The sequence below is a fragment of the Amycolatopsis sp. TRM77291 genome, from assembly GCF_054166285.1.
The window spans coordinates 6,435,653-6,452,207 of record NZ_JBSZHF010000001.1; the positions used below are offsets into that span (position 1 = coordinate 6,435,653).

The window sequence follows — 16,555 nt, forward strand, 5'->3', positions numbered from 1 at the left end:
CCGGGAGGGAACGGGGGGCGCGGGGCCTCGGGACGCCGGTCGCCGGGAGCGGGGCCACCGCCGGCCCGGGAGACCGCGGAACCCGCGAGGGAACCCGTCCGGTCCGGGTCGATCAGCACCGCGCGCAGGGCACCGCGGGCGACCACGGTCTCCGGCTGATCCAGGGTCGTCGGTACGACACCGGTCCGCTCGTGCACCAGCCGGGAAACCATCGGGATTCGGCTCGACCCGCCCACGAGGAAGATCGCCGTCAGCTGCTTCGGCCGCAGCCCGGAATCGCCGATCGCGGCGACGGTCAGCTCGACCGCGCGGCCGAGCGGGCCCGCGATGAGCCGCTCGAGGTCTTCCCGGGTCACATGCGCGTCGGCGAACGGCGGCGGCATCGGGACATCGGTGTACGCGTGCCGCGAGAGCGTCTCCTTCGCGCCGCGCACGTCCTGCCGCAGCACCCGGCGCCGCCGTCTGTCCGTGAGCTCGCGGCCCTCGACGAGCTTCCGCCATTCCGGCGGATCGGCCGACGACACCAGCGAACCCACGTGCTCCAGGAGCGCCTGATCGACGTCCGCTCCCCCGAAGCTCGGATCGCCCCGGGTGGCCAGCACCTGGAACCCGGCGCGTTTAGCGGGCGAACTGCGATCCGCCGGGCTGCCGGGCATGCGCTGCACCACGGAGACGTCGACAGTGCCGCCACCGAGGTCGAGCACCGCCAGCGCGTCGCCGGGGCGGCCGCTGAACTCGACGGTGCGCTCGGAATTGAGGTCGGCCGGGGCGAACGTCGCCGCGTGATAGACCGCCGCGGCGACCGGCTCCGGCACGAGCGCGACCTGACGCGCGAGCCCGCCCGCCGCCTGCCGGAGCAGCCGGGTGCGGGTCGCGCCCCAATCGGCGGGATGGGTCAGCACGAGCAGCTCGACGTCGGCGTCGCCGGCGAGCCGCCGCGCCTCGGTCACCGCGCGTTTCAGCACGGCGTGGACGACGTCGGTCACGCGCAGGACGTTGTCGCCCAGCAGCAGGTCGCCTTCGTCGATCCGGCGCTTCGGGTTCGGCTCGTAGCGCGACGGATCCACCGCCGCCTGCCGCTCCGCCTCCTGGCCGACGAACAGCGTCCCGTCCGGCGCGGCGTAGACCGCCGACGACATCAAGGGCTGCCCGTCCACCACGACGACCTGCGGCTCACGGCCGTTGATCGAAGCGACTACGCAGGTGCTCGATGTCCCGAAGTCCACCGCTACCCGCACTGTCACAAGCCACTCCCGCAGATCGTCGTCGTCACCCCACGCCCGGCCCTTGCCTCACCTGGTTCCGCGGGAGGTCAGTCCGGCTGAATCCACGAGACCTGCATGAGCTGCTTGCCGTGCTTCCGGGTCACGAGGTTGCCTCGGCCCGGCGGCATCTGGCTCGGCTTCACGTTGGCGACGAGGTTGCCTTCGTCCCGCGAGCCGTTCATGACCATACCGGGCGCCGCGATCTCCCTGAGCTTGCCGAGGATCGGGTCGAACATCGCCCGGCTCGCGCCACCACTGCGGCGCACGACGACGATGTGCAGACCGACGTCCTTCGCCTGCGCGAGGAATTCGGCGAGCGGCTTCAGCGGGTTGCTCGTCTGCGTGGCGACCAGGTCGTAGTCGTCGACGATGACGAACAGCTCCGGACCGGTCCACCAGGACCGGGTCTTGAGCTGTTCCTGCGTGACGTCCGGACCGGGGAGGCGCCGGGTCATCGACCCGTGCACGTCCTTGACCATGCTCTCCAGCTGCGCGGCGGACACCGCGTAGCCGAGCAGCTGGTCCCCGCCGATGAAGCCGAGCATCGTGCGCCGGTAGTCGACGAGGATGATGACCGCTTCCTGCGTCGTGTACCGCTCGGTGATGCCCCTGGTGATCTGGCGCAGCAGGTTCGTCTTGCCCGACTCGCCGTCCGCGAACGCGTAGAAGTGCGAATCGGCGGCGAAGTCCAGGTAGATCGGCTGGAGGTCTTCCTCGTTGACGCCGATCGGCACCAGCTTCGTGTTGCGCTTGGTGTCGATGGACAGGACCTCGTCGTAAGTGACCATCTCGGGCAGCAGGCGGACCTGCGGCGCCGGGCGGCCCTTCCACGCGGCCTTGATCTTCGCGACCGCGTCGGCGACACCGGCGGCGACGTCGTCCGGGTTGCTCGATCCGTCGATGCGCGGAAGACCGGTCAGCAGGTGGAGCTTGTCCCTGGTGAGACCGCGGCCGGGGCGCCCGGCCGGGACGTTCACCGCGACCCGGCGGTCGATGTCCGACTCGCTCGGGTCACCGAGGCGGAGCTCGAACCGGGTACCGATCATGTCCTTGATCGCCGGGCGGATGTCCGCCCACCGGTTCGCCGCGATGATGACGTGCACACCGTAGGAAAGACCCTGGGTGGCGAGCTTGGTGATCGAGGTCTCCAGCTCGTCGAAGTCGTCCCGCAGCGCCTTCCAGTTGTCAACGATCAGGAAGGCGTCACCGAAGGCGTCTTCTTCGGGCTTGATCTCGCCCCGCCGCTTGCGGTTGCGGAACTCGTTCATCGAGTCGATGCCCATCGCACCGAACCGGCCTTCCCGCTCGGTGAGCAGGGTGGTCAGCTCGGCCACGATCCGGCGGGCCTTGTCCGGCTCGCGCCGGGCGACGGCCACGCCACCGACGTGCGGCAGGCCCTGGAGACCGGCCAACGTACCGCCACCGAGGTCGAGCGCGTAGAACTGCGCTTCCTCGGGGGTGTGGGTCAGCGCCATCGACATGATCAGCGTCCGGAGCATCGTCGACTTGCCCGACTGCGGACCGCCGACGATCACACCGTGTCCGGCGCCACCGGAGAAGTCAGCCCACAGCAGGTCACGACGCTGCTCGTACGGGCGGTCGACGATGCCCATCGGCACCTGGAGCCGTCCGTTGCCGAAGAACCCGACCGGGGAAAGGCCGCGGTCGTCGGTGGGGTTCAGGTTCGGGAGCAGGGTGTCGAGCGAGTTCGGCTCCTTGAGCGGCGGCAGCCACACCTCGTGCGCGGGCGGGCCCTGGCCGATCAGCCGGGACACGATCACATCGAGCTCGCTGGGCTCGACGGCCTCCTCCGACTTGGCCTCCTCCACCGGCGCGGCCTCGATCTGCTGCGGCTCCGGTTCCTTCGGCAGTTCGACGAAGTCCGGGACGAACAGCTGCGGGCGCTTGTCCGCGCGGACCACGGTCGCGACCGGGCCGGCGGCCTTGATGCCCGCGGGCCGGTACGGGCCCGAGACGTACGAGGCCTTGAAGCGGACCAGCGTCGAGGTGTCGTACTTGAGGTAACCGCCACCGGGCACCGACGGCAGCTCGAACGCGTCGGGCACGCCGATCGCGGCACGGGATTCCGCGGCGGAGAAGGTCTTCAGACCGATGCGGTAGGAAAGGTGCGAGTCGAGACCGCGCAGCTTGCCCTCTTCCAGCCGCTGCGACGCGAGGAGCATGTGCATCTGCAGCGACCGGCCAAGACGGCCGATGGCGACGAACAGGTCGATGAAGTCCGGCTTCGCGGCCAGCAGCTCGGAGAACTCGTCACAGACGATGAAGAGCGCGGGCAGTGGGTCGAGGTCGGCGCCGTTCTCGCGGGCCTTCTCGTACTCCCAGACGTTCTTGAAGTTACCGCCGTTCTTCAGCGCCTCCTGGCGCCTGTTCATCTCGCCGGCCAGCGCGTCCTTCATGCGGTCGACCAGCGTGACCTCGTCCGCGAGGTTGGTGATGACCGCGGAGACGTGCGGAGCGGCGTCCAGGCCGAGGAACGTCGCACCACCCTTGAAGTCGACGAGGACGAAGTTCAGCGTGCTCGACGAGTGCGTGGCGAGCATGCCCAGCACCAGGGTGCGGAGGAACTCCGACTTACCGGAACCGGTCGCCCCGATGCACAGGCCGTGCGGGCCCATGCCCTCCATCGCGGCTTCCTTGATGTCCAGCTCGACCGGCTGGCCGTACTCGCCGACGCCGAACGGGACGCGGTAGCGGTCTCGCACCGGGCGCGGCCGCCAGGCCTGCTGGACATCGAAGGTCATCGGGTCGCCGGGGATGCCCAGCAGTTCGAGCAGACCGGGGTTGGACAGCAGCGGCTCTTCCTCGGCGGCGTCCTGCGCGGCGGTGCCGACGCGGTACGGCGCGAGAAGGCGTGCCAGCGCTTCGGCCTCGACCACGCTGAGCGTGTCCGGACGGCCGAACCATTCGACGCCGCCGGCGCTGCGCGCGCCGAGGCGGTCTTCCTCGACGACCAACCGCAGACCACGACGGGCCGCGAGGTTGCCGATGGAGTCGGAAAGGTCGATCAGGGTGACGCCGACCAGACCCTCTTCGAGGATGATCTGCTCTTCGCGGGTGACCTCGGCGTCGTCGACGATGATGACGACGTGCGGCTGGTCCGGGGCGGGTGTCGCGTTGCGGGAGAAGCGCTGGCGGTCACGGAGTTCCTCGTCGAGCCACTGCTCGATCTGCGCGAGGGAACCCGCCATCATCCGCAGCTGGCCGATACCGTCGGCGAGCGCCGGGTGCTGGGCGTGCGGCAGCCACTTCGCCCACTCCCACTCCTCCTTGGCGCGGCCCGCCGTGGCGACCGCGATGAGGACGTCGTCGGGGCTGTGGAAGGTGACCAGCTGAGCCAGCATCGCCCGGGTGAGGCCACGGGTGAGGCCGCGGTCCCCCTGCATGCTGACCGCGGCGAACCCGCGGAGGGTGATCTGGGTCGGCAGGTCCGGGACGATCGAGTGCGCGCGGACGAACCGGCGCAGGGCGAGCGTCGCGATCGGCTCCAGCTCGTCGACCGGGCCGGTCTGCGGCGGCACCAGCCGCGTCGCGAGGCGGTGCGAGCTGCGGCCGACGCGGAGGTGGAGGAAGTCCTGGTCGTTCTGGCGGCGTTCCCACATGCGGCGGCTCGCGGCCAGGGACCACAGGGTCTGCGGGTCGGGGTGGACCCATTCGAGAGCGGCGCGCTGGTCGACCATGGCCTCACGGGCCCTGTCGCGCATCTGGCCGAGGTAGCGCAGGTAGTCCTTGCGGTCCTCGTCCATCTCGGCCTTTTTGGCGCCGCCGCCCTTGCCCGCGCCGCCTGCCATCATGCCGACGGTGCTGAGCACCATCATGCCGCCCATCATCATCATCATGGGATTGCGTCCACCGGTGGTGAACATGAAGATCATCATGCCGATGGAGGCGACGATCATCACCGCGGGAAGCAGCTTCATGACGATGTTGCCCGGGATGGTGCGCGGCACCTCAGGCGGCGGTTCGAGATGCACCTCGCCGCCCGGCGGCCGCGGCGCCGCCAGACGCGGTGACTTCTTGAACTGCAGCGTGCTCATCGAAGGACCCCTCTTCAAACTCGACGATGGCGGCCACCGTTGGTGCGCGTACTGGTGCGCGAGACAACCTATCGAACGTGGCCGGTGAAATCCGGACAACGCCGAGAACGGCCCCGGCCGGGGCCGTACGCATGCCGGGAGTGTAGGGCTCCGGCTCCGCCGACGTGCGTTTAGCGGCCTAACTGCGATCCGGCGCCCAGACGCCCGACGTGCGTTTAGCCCCCTAATCGCGATCCGGGGGCCAGACGGCCCGACATGCGTTTAGCCCCCTAATCGCGATCCGGCGGTCTGGGGGCACCTGGGCCCCAGGGCTCCGGCGCGTCACGATTAGCCCGCTAAAGTCGACGCGCCGGCAGCCGGTCGGAGGGCCCCGGAGGTCGTCTCTCTTACTTTTGCCGGTCTTTTTCCGACAGTCGATGATGTGGGCACCCGGGTTCGGTATAGGTTCCCCCGGGAGCAGACTCTCAGGGCAGGGGGAAGGCAGTGGCAACGGGCACGACGGTATTCAGCAGGGTGACGGTGGTCGCGCCACGCACCCGGATCGACGTGGCTTTGCCGGCTGACGTCGCGGTGGCGGACCTGCTGCCCATGCTGTTGGAGATGGCGAAGGAGGCGACGCCGGACGGCGGCGCCCGCCACGGCGGCTGGGCGCTGGCGAAGCTGGGCGACGCGCCGCTCGACCCGAGCCGGACCCTCGCGTCCCTCGGCGTGGTCGACGGCGAGCTGCTGCAGCTGCGCAAGCGCAACGAGAACCCGCCGCCCCCGCTGTACGACGACGTCGTCGACGCGATCGCCGAGTCGTCCCCGGACAGCTTCCGTCCGTGGACCAAGGAGACGGCCCGCCGCTTCGGGCACATCGCGGGCGGCCTGGCGCTGTTCTTCGCGGCCCTCGCGCTCTTCACCAGCGGCTCGCTCTACGGCGGCAACGCGCTCGCCGCCGCGATCGCGGGCGGTGTCGGCGCGATCGCGTGCGTCGCGATCGGCGCGACGCTGGCCAAGGCCTACCAGGCCGAGGCGACCGGCGTGCTGATCGCCGCCGCGGGTGGTCTGCCGCTGGCCTTCGTCAGCGGGTTCTACATCGTGCCGGGGCTGTCCGTGTGGGCGAACCTGCTGCTCGCGAGCGCCCTCGTGATCATCGTGGCGGCGGTCTGCATCCTCGTCATCGGACACGGGATCACCACCTTCATCGCGGCCGCCACGACGGCGACGATCTCGGCGCTGACGTTCCTGGCCGCGACGCTCATCGACACCCCGATCGCCGGGATCGCCGCCGGAGCCACCGCGTTCTCGCTGGCCTGCATCTCGCTGCTGCCGCGCGCGACGATCAAGCTCGCCGCCCTTCCGACGCCGCACGTCCCCGGCAGCGCCGAGGAGCTCAAGGAAGACTCGGGCTTCCCGGACTACCGCGCCATCGAACGGCGCACCGCGGTCGCCCACGAGTACATGACCGGCCTGCTGACCGGTTGCGGCGCGGCCACGGCGCTGTTCGCGATCATCGCCTCGACTTCCCCGACGGTCTTCGGCCCGATCCTCGGCGTGATCGCCACGCTGGTCCTGCTCCTCAGGGCGCGGGCGTACGCGAACGGCGCGCAGGCCATCGCCTTGCTGACCACAGGCATGGTGTCCGGCGCGGGCATCCTGCTCGGCTGGATGTGGTCGGCGAGCCCGCTGAACCGCGTCCTGTTCGTGTTCGGCGCGCTGCTGCTGATCGGCGCCGGCGCGCTCGTGGTCGGCGTGATCTTCCCGAACCAGCGCTTCTCGCCGCCGCTGCGGCGGACGGTGGAGATCTTCGAGGCCGTCTTCATCGCGACAGTGCTCCCGCTGGCGCTCGGCGTCATGGATCTCTACACGACGCTGCGCCACCTCAACTTCAAGTGACGACCCGATCGGATGATGCTCTGATGGCCGTAGCGCGGAAGTCCAGGGGGACGCGCGTCCGCCACCTCGGCCTCGCCACACGTACCGGAACGGTGCTGCTGGCGGCCGGGATCGGTGTTCTCTCGCCGGCGTCGGTGGCTCTTCCCGCCTGGGCGCAGCAAAGCAGCATCGCGCCGGACGCCGGCGGCTACTACGCGATCCCGCCCCGGGTGGACCCGTCCAAGAAGCCTGCCGACTCGGGCAAGCCCGACAAGACCTACGAGAAGAAGACCGAGTGCGTCCAGCGCAGCAAGCTCGGCGGCGACCAGGTCGACATCAAGAACCGGCCCTGGGGCCAGGAGTACCTGCAGATCGAAAAGGTCCACCAGCTGATGCGCGGCGCCAAGAAGTCGGTCGGCGGCGGCATCAAGGTCGCCGTGATCGACACCGGTGTCTCCGCGCACCCGTACTTCGGGGGCCGTGTCGAATCGGGTGGCGACTACGTCGCGACACCCGGCGGAGGCAAGGCGCCGGGTCTCGAGGATTGTGATGGTCACGGCACCGAAGTAGCGGGGATCATCGCCGCGAACCCGCCCGACTCGAGCATCGGGTTCCGGGGGGTGGCGCCGGACGCCACGATCCTGTCGATCCGGCAGTCCAGCCAAAACTACGAGGAAGTCGAGAAGAAGGAAGAGCCGCCGGCTTCTTCCAACAACCCGGCTCCCCCTTCCTCGTCGAACAATCCGGGATCGCAGCTACCGCCGTCCTCCCAGGGGAATGGCGCTGTCGGCGGCGCCGCGGACGGGACCGCGCCTGGCCAGGACAAGGGCGGACGGCAGCAGGAGCAGGGCAAGACCGCGGGCACGCTGACCACACTCGCGCAGGCGGTGGTCCGCGCTGTCGACAAGGGCGCCAACGTCATCAACATGTCGGTCGACAACTGCCGCACGGCCACCGGCACCATCACTCCGCGCGAGCAGGAGCTTCAAGCGGCGGTGAACTACGCCGTCAACCGCAATGTGGTCGTCGTCGCGGCGGCGGGCAACGTCGGCGACAAATGCGTACAGAACGATCAACCGGACCCCAAGGCCCCCAAGACGATCGTCACGCCGCCCTGGTTCTCCGAAGACGTGTTGTCGGTCGCGGCGATCGACGAGACCGGCGGTGTCGCGCAGTTCAGCGTCCACGGGCCGTGGGTCAGTGTCGCCGCGCCGGGCACCAAGATCATCTCGCTGGATCCCGCGGAGGGGTCCAGCAGCCTGGCCAACCTGACCATCGAGGGCGGCAAGGACCCTGGTCCCATCCAAGGGACCAGCTTCGCGGCTCCGTACGTCGCCGGTGTGGCCGCGCTTGTGCGCCAGAAGTTCCCGGAGCTGAACGCGCGTGAGGTGATGACCCGGATCCAGGCGACGGCGCAGCACCCCGCGGCGCCGGGCGGACGGGACAACTTCGTCGGCTTCGGTGTCATCGACCCGATCGCGGCGTTGACGGCGATCGTGCCGTCGGAGGCGGACAAAGCGAAGCCGGTCCAGCTGCCCGCGGACCTGCCGCCCGCGAACGACCGCGACCCCGCCCCGATGATCGTCGCGCTCGCCGGAACCGGCGGGGGCCTGGTGGCGCTGCTCGTCACGCTGTTCGTGGTGCACTCGGTCCGCCGCAACCGGCCGACCACCTCACCGGGCCGCAAAACCCCTTAGCACCTGCGTTTAGCCCGCTAAAGTCGCTCCGGCTGGGTGCCTACTTGGCCGGCTTGGGCTTCGGGGCCGGCTTCTCGTCCTCGCCGATCACGGGCGGGACGACCTGGCCGGGCTCACCGACCACATCGGACGGTTTCGAGGCCGGCCGCGTCTTGGACTGGTGCGCCGTCTGGCCTCCGCCCATGCCGCCCATCCCCATCATCGGCGCCATCCCCATCGGCATCATCGCCGATCCGGCCCCGGCCACCCCGTGCCCATGCGCCGGAGCGGCCTGAACGGGCGCGACCTCCGTGACCAGCGCCTGCCCTTGCTCGATCGGCGGTTCCTGCGACCCGGTCTGCCTGCCGTCGGCCGCGGACGGCGACGTCGACTGATCGTCGGACGCCGCACCGGAATCCGCCTCAACGGGGGCCTTTTCGGGCACCGGCGCGCCCTGCGCCTCGGACTCGTCGTGAAGCTTGAACTCGTCCTGCGGGTACCGGTGAGTGATTTCGATGCTCCGCGAGCCTGCGTCAGGATCGTCGACGCCGTCGCAAAACCGCACGAAGCCCTCGAGGACGTTGCGAGCGGCTTCATGGAGCGCCTTGGCCGACTCCTGCGCCTCCTCGAGCTGGGTCCGCGCCCGCCGGACGCCACCGACCGGCAGCATCGCCGTCTCGGAGGTCAGTTCAGCCGTGTCGACCAGGACCTCGACGAGGTCGGTCAGGATGCGGCGGATCGACAGCACCAGTTCGTCGAGCGAACTCGCCAGCGTGCTGAGGGCGTCTTCGACGTCGGATCCCGCGGCGTTGATGTCCACGATGTACGCGACGAAGGCGTCAGCGTCCTTGCCGGACCACCCGGCGTCGAGACGGCCGAGGTCCTCCGACAGTTCTTTCGAGACGTTGCCCGCGGTCTTCGCCGCTTTCCGGAGCAGGTCCGCCTCGGCCTTCAAGTCCTCCCAGCGCCCCGCCAGCGGGGTCAGGTAGGTCTCGACCGGATCGATCACCCCCAGCTGGCCGGACAGCTCCGAGACGAAGGCGAGATGCGGTGCCGCGGCCTCGATCAGCTCCTCACCGCCCGGCCCTGTCGCGTTTAGCGGGCTAAACGCGATCGGGGGCGCCTCGGGAGCCGCGGGACGTGCGGCCGCCATCGGGTGCGGGATGGAATCCGTCGGGTTCTCCGATTCGGCGATCATGCGGTTCAGAGCTCCACTGCGCGCTTGATCGTCTGCGCGGCCTCGTCGTCGTGCCCGGCGTGCCGCGCGGTCACCGTGTGCAGTGCCTCGGACGCCGACCTCAGCGCGGCCGCGCCTTCCACCAGCTGACGCCGGATGGCCTCGGCCGCACGCCCGTAGGACGCGCCGAGACCCAGTTCCTCCCCCAGCGTGCCGTGGGATTCGACGGTGACGCCCTCACCCGTCACCTCCGCGGCCGCCAGGTCGAGCTTTCCGGCGGCCGCGTCCACCCGTTTCGCATAGTCACCGACGACATCGCCGTCGATCTTCAGGCCGGCCACTGCACCCTCCACTCACCCGATTCCGCTCGGGCGTTGAGACGCTCGCGCCGTCCGAGGGGTTCCCGTGCTCAGTTACCCGCCGGAGCCTGCTGAGACTGCGTGGCGACCGAGCCGGCCCTGTCGTCGATCGGCACCGTGTCGAACGTCCGGAGCACGTCCTGCGTGTTCAGCGAAGCGCCGGTGGGCAGGATCCTGACGATGGATTCGGGCGCGGGAACCCGTTTGTTGAGCCCGATCGAATCCGCCGTGACCGCGTCGGGGACGCCGTACCGGATCCCGCGATCGGAGATAAGCTGGATCGGCCCCTTGTCGAAGGTCTCCTTGCCGGTCGCCGACTGGACGACCGCCGCGAAGCCGGGCTCCATGTAGAAGCTGTTGATCGGCGCGCCGACCGGGCCGGGGGTACCGATCTTGACGCCGGGCGCGGATCCGTCGGCGTTCCTGCCCTTCGGCAGCTTGTCGTCGACGAACACGGCCGTGTGCGCGTCCCGGGAGCCGCCTTCGCCCGTGATGGACCAGCTCAGGCAGGAGACCCGGGAGCCCTGGGTCGCGTTGAGCACCGTCGGCACGGTCTGGGGATACGCGTCGAGCTCGACGACCTGGGAAACCCGGTTGAGGTTGCGGATCGCGGCCAGCGGCACGGACGTGACCGAGGTGCTGCCGTCGTTCTTCCCGGTCTTCACGATGTCCGCGACGGCGGGCGAGATGGCCTGGATGCCTTCGCGCGTGATGAGGTAGAAGTCCTTCCGCCCTTCGGCCTGCTCCGTGGAGAACACGTCGCCGACCTTCATGCCTTCGATCTCGTAGCTCGGGCTCTCGCCCTTGCCCGGGACGTCCGGGAGCTTCAGCTCCGGAACCTCGGGGATCGCGTCCAGCAGACCCTGCGAGATACCGCGGGGCTGATTGGGCAGCTTCAGCGCGGAACGGACGGCGTCGGCGTCAGGCTGGATCTCGGCCTTGACGGCGTTCGCGTTCCGGACGTTCGGGTCCGGCTTCTGCCGGTAGATCAAGTACTCGCGGCCGTTGGCGCCCTTGGCCAGCAAGGCTTCGTTCTGGCCGAGCTCACGGTTTCCGAGCTGCTTCACGCCCGCGTAGACGGTCGTCTCGGTCTTCGTGAGGTCCGGCTGAGGCACGGACGGGTCGTACATGACCTCGTCGCACACACCCCATTCCGGGGAGACCCGCTGAGTGTCCGTCGGCATCAGCTGCGGGCCGTTCGGAATACCCATGAGCTGACCGCGGGGGATGTTCTTCAGCTGTTCATCCGAGACGACTGTGGGGTTCTTCACTTCGGAGGCCTGCGTGGGCCCGGAAGGCTTGGCGCCCGCCTGCTGCGCCCCTTGTTTCGACTGCGCGATGATCAGCAACCGCGCGGAGGCGAGGTTGAAGGTCGGGATGAGTTTCTTCGGGTTCCCGGCCACGACGTAAACCGTTCCGGACTGTTCGCCGATGACGATATTGCCCGCTTCCGGCACGGCGGGCTTCGGGCTCAGCAGGCCCCAGATGACGAAGACCAGGACGCCCAGCGCGGCCAGCACGACACCCACGATGGTGGCCCGCGTGTGCGTGCGCATCGGGTCGTGGAGCATGACGGCGTCGCGACGGACCAGCGCGGATTGCATCCGTCGCAGAACGAACTGATAAGCCTGAACTTGAGACTTAGTAGTCGGTGTTGATGGCATTCTCGACCTACAGTCCTCCCCGTCGCGGTACGGTTCCGCAGGATAGCCGTACGGGGACCGTCTGGTGTGGGGTTTCTACCAACTCCAGCTAGTGTCAAGTTCCTCGGGACCGGCTTTCCGGGTACGCAGCAAGCACGAGGGGAAGAGAAAGCGCGGATGTCCGTCACCACTCCTCCACGTCCGCCCGGCCCTCCGGGGCCGCAACCTCCTGGTCGTCCGCCGGGACCGCCGCCAAGGCCCGGCAGACCGGGTGGCCCGGGCGGCCCGGCCGGAGGCCCGGGAGGTCCCGGTGTTCCTCGCGGTCCCGGGGGCCCAGGCGGCCCTGGAGGGCCTGGCGGACCGCAGGGTCCTGGCGGCCCCGGTGGTCCCGGAGGACCCAAGGGCCCCGGCGGACCTGGTGGCCCGGGAGGCCCCGGTGGACCTGGAGGGCCCGGTGGGCCAGGCGGCCCTGGCGGTCCTCCGTCCGGTGGCCCCGGCCCGCAGTCCGGTCCTCCCCCCGCTCCGGCGGTACGGATCGCCGCGCCCGCGCGGCGCCGCACCGGCGGGATCAACCTCGGTCCGCTGCCCGTGGCGAACCTGGTCGTGCTCGAACTCGGGCTCGCGATCGGTCTCGTCCTGCTCGCGATCGACATGAAGCTGAAGTACGTCGCGATCGGCGTGCTCGCGTTCGCGGTCATCATCGCGTTCCTGCGCTGGGGCGGCCGCTGGTTCACCCAATGGGCTGGACTCACCACGCGGTACATGTTCCGTTCGCACGATCGGGTGGCGAATCCGCTTCCGCCGAGCAGCATCGAGTCGCTCGCTGCCGAAGAGGACGCCGTCACCGGTCCCGACGACGCCCGTGTGAACCTGCTTCGCCTCGCCGTTCCCGATCTCGTCGTCGCGCACGGTGTCGACCACGAGCGCCAGCAGGTCGGCATCGCGTGGAACGACGGGACGTGGACCGCCGTCCTGCTCGTCGAACCCGCGCCCGCGCTGATCACCCAGGCGGGTGGCGCGCCGAGCCTGCCGCTGTCCGCGCTCGCGCCGTGCCTCGAAGACCGCGGCGTGGTCCTCGACTCGATCCAGATGATCTGGCACTGCTACCCGGGCAGCGCCGCGCTTCCGTCTGACTCGCCCGCCCTCAGCTCCTACATGGAGGTGCTCGGCCCGCTACCCGCCGCGGCGCGGCGGACGACGTGGGTCGCCATCCGGCTCGACCCGCGCCGGTGCCCGGCCGCCATCCGCGAGCGCGGCGGCGGCGTCGTGGGTGCGCATCGTGCCCTGATCGGCGCGCTCTCGCGAGTGCGCAACGCCTTGGAATCGCAGGGCGTGCCGACCCGGCCGCTCGACCCGGACGAGTTGCTGCGGTCCAGCATTTCGGCCGCCGAGCTGACCGCGGTCGCCGGTTCGCAGGGGAAGGTCGGCCTGCAGGAACGCTGGACCGGCGTCACCGCGGCCGGTATCGGCCACGCGAGCTACGCGATCACCAGCTGGCCGAAGGGCAAGATCAGCGGCAGCCTGAACGCGCTGACCAGTGTCCGCGCGCTGTCGGCGACGGTGGCGATGTCGATCTCGCCGTCCGCGGACGAGGGCAAGATCGGCCTGCGGGGAATCGTGCGCCTGAGCGCGCGGAACCCACGTGAACTGGACGCGGCCGACCAACGGCTGCAGGGCATCTCGGACCGGCTGGGTGTGACGCTGACGCCGCTGCGCGGCCTGCAGATCTCCGGGTTCTCCGCGACTTTGCCGATCGGAGGCACGGCATGAGCACCCGCATGCGCGACGCCGGCCAGAGCGCCGGTGTCGCCCCGGAATTCACCGTCGACCCGGCGATGCTCGACGCGATCAGCCCATCCGGTGATCGCGGTGGCATCGTTCTCGGCTCCGGGCTCAAGGGCGAGCCGCTGACGATCTCCGCGCTGCGCTCGACGCCGACCCGGATCGTGCTGGTCGGTGGCCTCTACCTGGCTCGCCAGGTGGCGCTGCGGGCGATGGCGGTCGGAGCGTGGGTCGTCGTCGCGACCGGGCGTCCGGCCGCGTGGCAGGTGCTCCCCCAGGCCGCGGGGACCCAGCCGAACGGCAGGCCTTCGCCGCTGGTGCAGATCCGGCGGCTGTCGCCGGTGGATCTTCCGCGGCCCTCCGAGGACGCGCCGCTGCTCGTCGTGACCGATGGTGGCCCGACGCCGCAGGATCTGTTCCCGCCGCGGTCGCCGTGGCAGACGACGGTCTACGTGCTGCCGTACCTGCACCCGCAGGCCGGGGCGACCGCGAACGCCGCCGACCTGGTGCTGATGCAGCGGCTCCCGCCGGGACAGGCCGAGCTGGCCGCCCGGATCTGGCGGCTCCCGCCCCAGATGATGAAGCAGCTCACGACGCTGAAGGACGACCAGGTCGTCGCTCTTGGCCGGAACCTCTGGCGCCCCCTTCGCCTGGTCACCACGGCGAAAGAGCAGCAGATCCTGGGCCCTGTGCGCCGCGGCGACTAGCCCGGCCCGCGTCGACTTTAGCGGGCTAATCGTGCTCTGCGGGGGCACTGTCCTTTTCGGACGGTGCCCCCGTTTTGCGCCCTGCCCGCGTCGCGGTTAGGCCGCTAAACGCGATCCGGGGCGCGGGGCCTGTCCGTCAAGGGGTATTCGCGCCGGCTGTGGATAGGCCGGGGGTTGTGGATAAACACCCTCGAATTGGCAGTCACGGCCATGGGTTGTCGGTCTTGTCGATCACTGTGTCGATATGACCAAACCCTTCGATTCATCTCATCTTCCCGACGTCTTCCGCGGCTCGGAAGCCCGCAAGGCGGGCCTCATCACGGCCAGTCAGCTACGCGGATCAAGCGTCCGACGGCTGTTCCAAGACGTCTACACGCGGGCCGATGTCGAGGTCACGCACGAATTGCGCTGCCGTGGAGCCGCGTTGTTGGCGCCTCCCGAAGCGGTGCTGACCGGGCGATCGGCCGCGACGGTTCAAGGCGTCGAGCTGGCCAAACCTCACGATCCGGTCGAGATGATCGTCCCGGAGAAGAATCGCTTCGGCCCGATAGTCGGTATCAAGGTTCGGCGTACCGAAGTCAAACCCGAGGAATCGAGGCCGTGGAACGGCATTCGGATCGCGCGGAAAAGCCGAACCGCGCTCGATCTGCTCCTCCGGCTTTCTCCTCGCAAATCCGGCTGGGTGCGCCGGCTCCGTATCGGCGTGCCGGATCTGGACCAGTTCTTGAGAGCCGAGAAACTCACCGACCTACATCTCAACAGGGAGTTCTATGGTCGCCGCAACAGGGGAATCCGTTTGGCCAGACATGCTTTGCGATTGTCCGATCCTCGCGCGGAGTCGCCTCCGGAATCGGAGCTCCGCATCGTGCTGGCCGCCGGCGGCATCACGGCGACGCCTCAGCTCGAGGTCAGCACCCGGACCGGTCATTTCCTCGCTCGCCTCGACCTGGGGGACGAGCAGTTCAAGGTCGCCGTCGAATACGACGGCCGCTGGCACAACACATCGAAGCAGCAAGCCCACGATCGCAAACGCCGAAGACGTGTGGAGGCCGAAGGCTGGCGTGTCGTCATCGTCACCGCGGAGGACCTGGCGAACGACTTCAAAGGCATCGTCGAGTCCGTCTGGCGGGCCCGCCGCCGGAGCGCGATTAGCCCGCTAAACGCGCCGCGGCCGGGTCAGGAGGGAGTGCGCATGGCGCGCGTTTGATCGGCGCGCGAGGCGAGTTCGGCGTCCGGCGGATAGTCGACCGCCATCAACGTCAGGCCGTGTGCGGGAGCCACCGCGCTGTCGCGAGTCCGGCTCTCCAGGACGTCGCCGGGCCAGCCCAGTGGACGGCGGCCGTCCCCGACCAAAAGCAGTGCCCCCACCAGACTGCGCACCATCGAGTGGCAGAACGCGTCGGCGGAGACGGCGACCTCGACCGCGTGCGGCCCGGTCCGCCGCCAGACAAGCCGTTGCAGCTCGCGAATGGTCGTCCCGCCCTCGCGCTGCTTGCAGAAGGCCGCGAAGTCCTGCAGGCCCAGGAGAGCCTCGGACGCCTCGTTCATCGCGTCGACCGAAAGCGGGCGGCCCCAGGCCAGAGTGTCGTGACGCCGCAACGGATCCACGCCCCATGGCGCGTCCGAAACGCGGTAAAGGTAGTGACGCCGCACGGCCGAGAACCGCGCGTCGAACCCAGGCGGCGCGACCCGTGCATCCAGCACCCGCACGTCGCCCGGCAGGTACCGATTCCAGCGGTGACGCATCCGCCCCAGGTCAGGAATGCCCTGCTCGTCCAGTTCCAGACGGCCGGATCGCGTTTTGCCCGCTAAAGGCGACACATCGACGTGGACCACCTGACCCGCCGCGTGCACACCGGCATCGGTGCGGCCGGCGACGACGACGGACTTCGGGACCGAAGCTCCTGGCGGCTGCTTCGCGAGCGCCTCTTCGAGGACGCCCTGCACCGTGCGCCGCCCGGGCTGCCGCGCCCAGCCGGAGAAATCGGTGCCGTCGTAGGAGACATCCAGACGCAGACGAACGAGCCCGCCCTC

General features: G+C 69.7%; 11 protein-coding genes. 5 read left to right on the forward strand and 6 right to left on the reverse strand.

Annotation, left to right across the window (positions count from 1 at the left end; translation table 11 throughout):
- Positions 1 to 1,244, reverse strand: a 1,244-nt coding sequence (locus ACXIZN_RS29710) for an Hsp70 family protein (protein WP_457958331.1), incomplete at its 3' end; no start/stop codon positions are given.
- 68 nt (positions 1,245 to 1,312) lie between these two features.
- Entirely contained in the window at positions 1,313 to 5,320 is a 4,008-nt protein-coding gene (gene eccCa / locus ACXIZN_RS29715) for a type VII secretion protein EccCa (RefSeq protein WP_192747839.1), read from the reverse strand.
- Between the two features lie 513 nt (positions 5,321 to 5,833).
- Between eccCa and eccD the strand changes: the two genes are divergently transcribed.
- Both eccD and mycP read left to right on the forward strand, forming a co-directional pair.
- Complete coding sequence (gene eccD, locus ACXIZN_RS29720; protein WP_126733359.1) at positions 5,834 to 7,198, forward strand: type VII secretion integral membrane protein EccD; 1,365 nt, start codon at positions 5,834 to 5,836, stop codon at positions 7,196 to 7,198.
- A gap of 23 nt (positions 7,199 to 7,221) precedes the next feature.
- Positions 7,222 to 8,874, forward strand: coding sequence for a type VII secretion-associated serine protease mycosin (gene mycP / locus ACXIZN_RS29725; RefSeq protein ID WP_457958332.1), 1,653 nt, complete (start codon positions 7,222 to 7,224; stop codon positions 8,872 to 8,874).
- 40 nt (positions 8,875 to 8,914) lie between these two features.
- On the opposite strand, the gene ACXIZN_RS29730 is transcribed toward mycP, so the two are convergent.
- The 3 genes from ACXIZN_RS29730 to eccB all read right to left on the reverse strand — a co-directional run bounded on the left by ACXIZN_RS29730 (position 8,915) and on the right by eccB (position 12,053).
- Positions 8,915 to 10,051: a WXG100 family type VII secretion target gene (locus ACXIZN_RS29730; RefSeq protein WP_457958333.1), complete on the reverse strand. Its 1,137-nt coding sequence runs from the start codon at positions 10,049 to 10,051 to the stop codon at positions 8,915 to 8,917.
- 5 nt (positions 10,052 to 10,056) lie between these two features.
- Complete coding sequence (locus ACXIZN_RS29735; RefSeq protein ID WP_457958335.1) at positions 10,057 to 10,371, reverse strand: hypothetical protein; 315 nt, start codon at positions 10,369 to 10,371, stop codon at positions 10,057 to 10,059.
- Between the two features lie 68 nt (positions 10,372 to 10,439).
- Entirely contained in the window at positions 10,440 to 12,053 is a 1,614-nt protein-coding gene (gene eccB, locus ACXIZN_RS29740) for a type VII secretion protein EccB (RefSeq protein WP_457958336.1), read from the reverse strand.
- 567 nt (positions 12,054 to 12,620) lie between these two features.
- Between eccB and eccE the strand changes: the two genes are divergently transcribed.
- From eccE to ACXIZN_RS29755, 3 genes are all read left to right on the forward strand, one after another.
- On the forward strand, positions 12,621 to 13,802 hold the full coding sequence (gene eccE / locus ACXIZN_RS29745; protein WP_457958338.1) for a type VII secretion protein EccE: 1,182 nt from the start codon (positions 12,621 to 12,623) through the stop codon (positions 13,800 to 13,802).
- The gene (locus ACXIZN_RS29750) at positions 13,799 to 14,521 is read left to right on the forward strand and encodes a hypothetical protein (RefSeq protein ID WP_126733355.1); all 723 of its coding nucleotides are present in this window, start codon (positions 13,799 to 13,801) and stop codon (positions 14,519 to 14,521) included. The genes eccE and ACXIZN_RS29750 overlap by 4 nt, the downstream gene beginning before the upstream one ends.
- 244 nt (positions 14,522 to 14,765) lie before the next feature.
- Positions 14,766 to 15,728 (forward strand): endonuclease domain-containing protein, encoded by a 963-nt coding sequence (locus ACXIZN_RS29755; RefSeq protein ID WP_457958340.1) that lies wholly within the window; start codon positions 14,766 to 14,768, stop codon positions 15,726 to 15,728.
- On the opposite strand, the gene truA is transcribed toward ACXIZN_RS29755, so the two are convergent.
- The gene (gene truA / locus ACXIZN_RS29760) at positions 15,698 to 16,531 is read right to left on the reverse strand and encodes a tRNA pseudouridine(38-40) synthase TruA (RefSeq protein WP_457960632.1); all 834 of its coding nucleotides are present in this window, start codon (positions 16,529 to 16,531) and stop codon (positions 15,698 to 15,700) included. The two genes, ACXIZN_RS29755 and truA, sit on opposite strands and share 31 nt — an antisense overlap.
- Positions 16,532 to 16,555 lie beyond the last annotated feature (24 nt).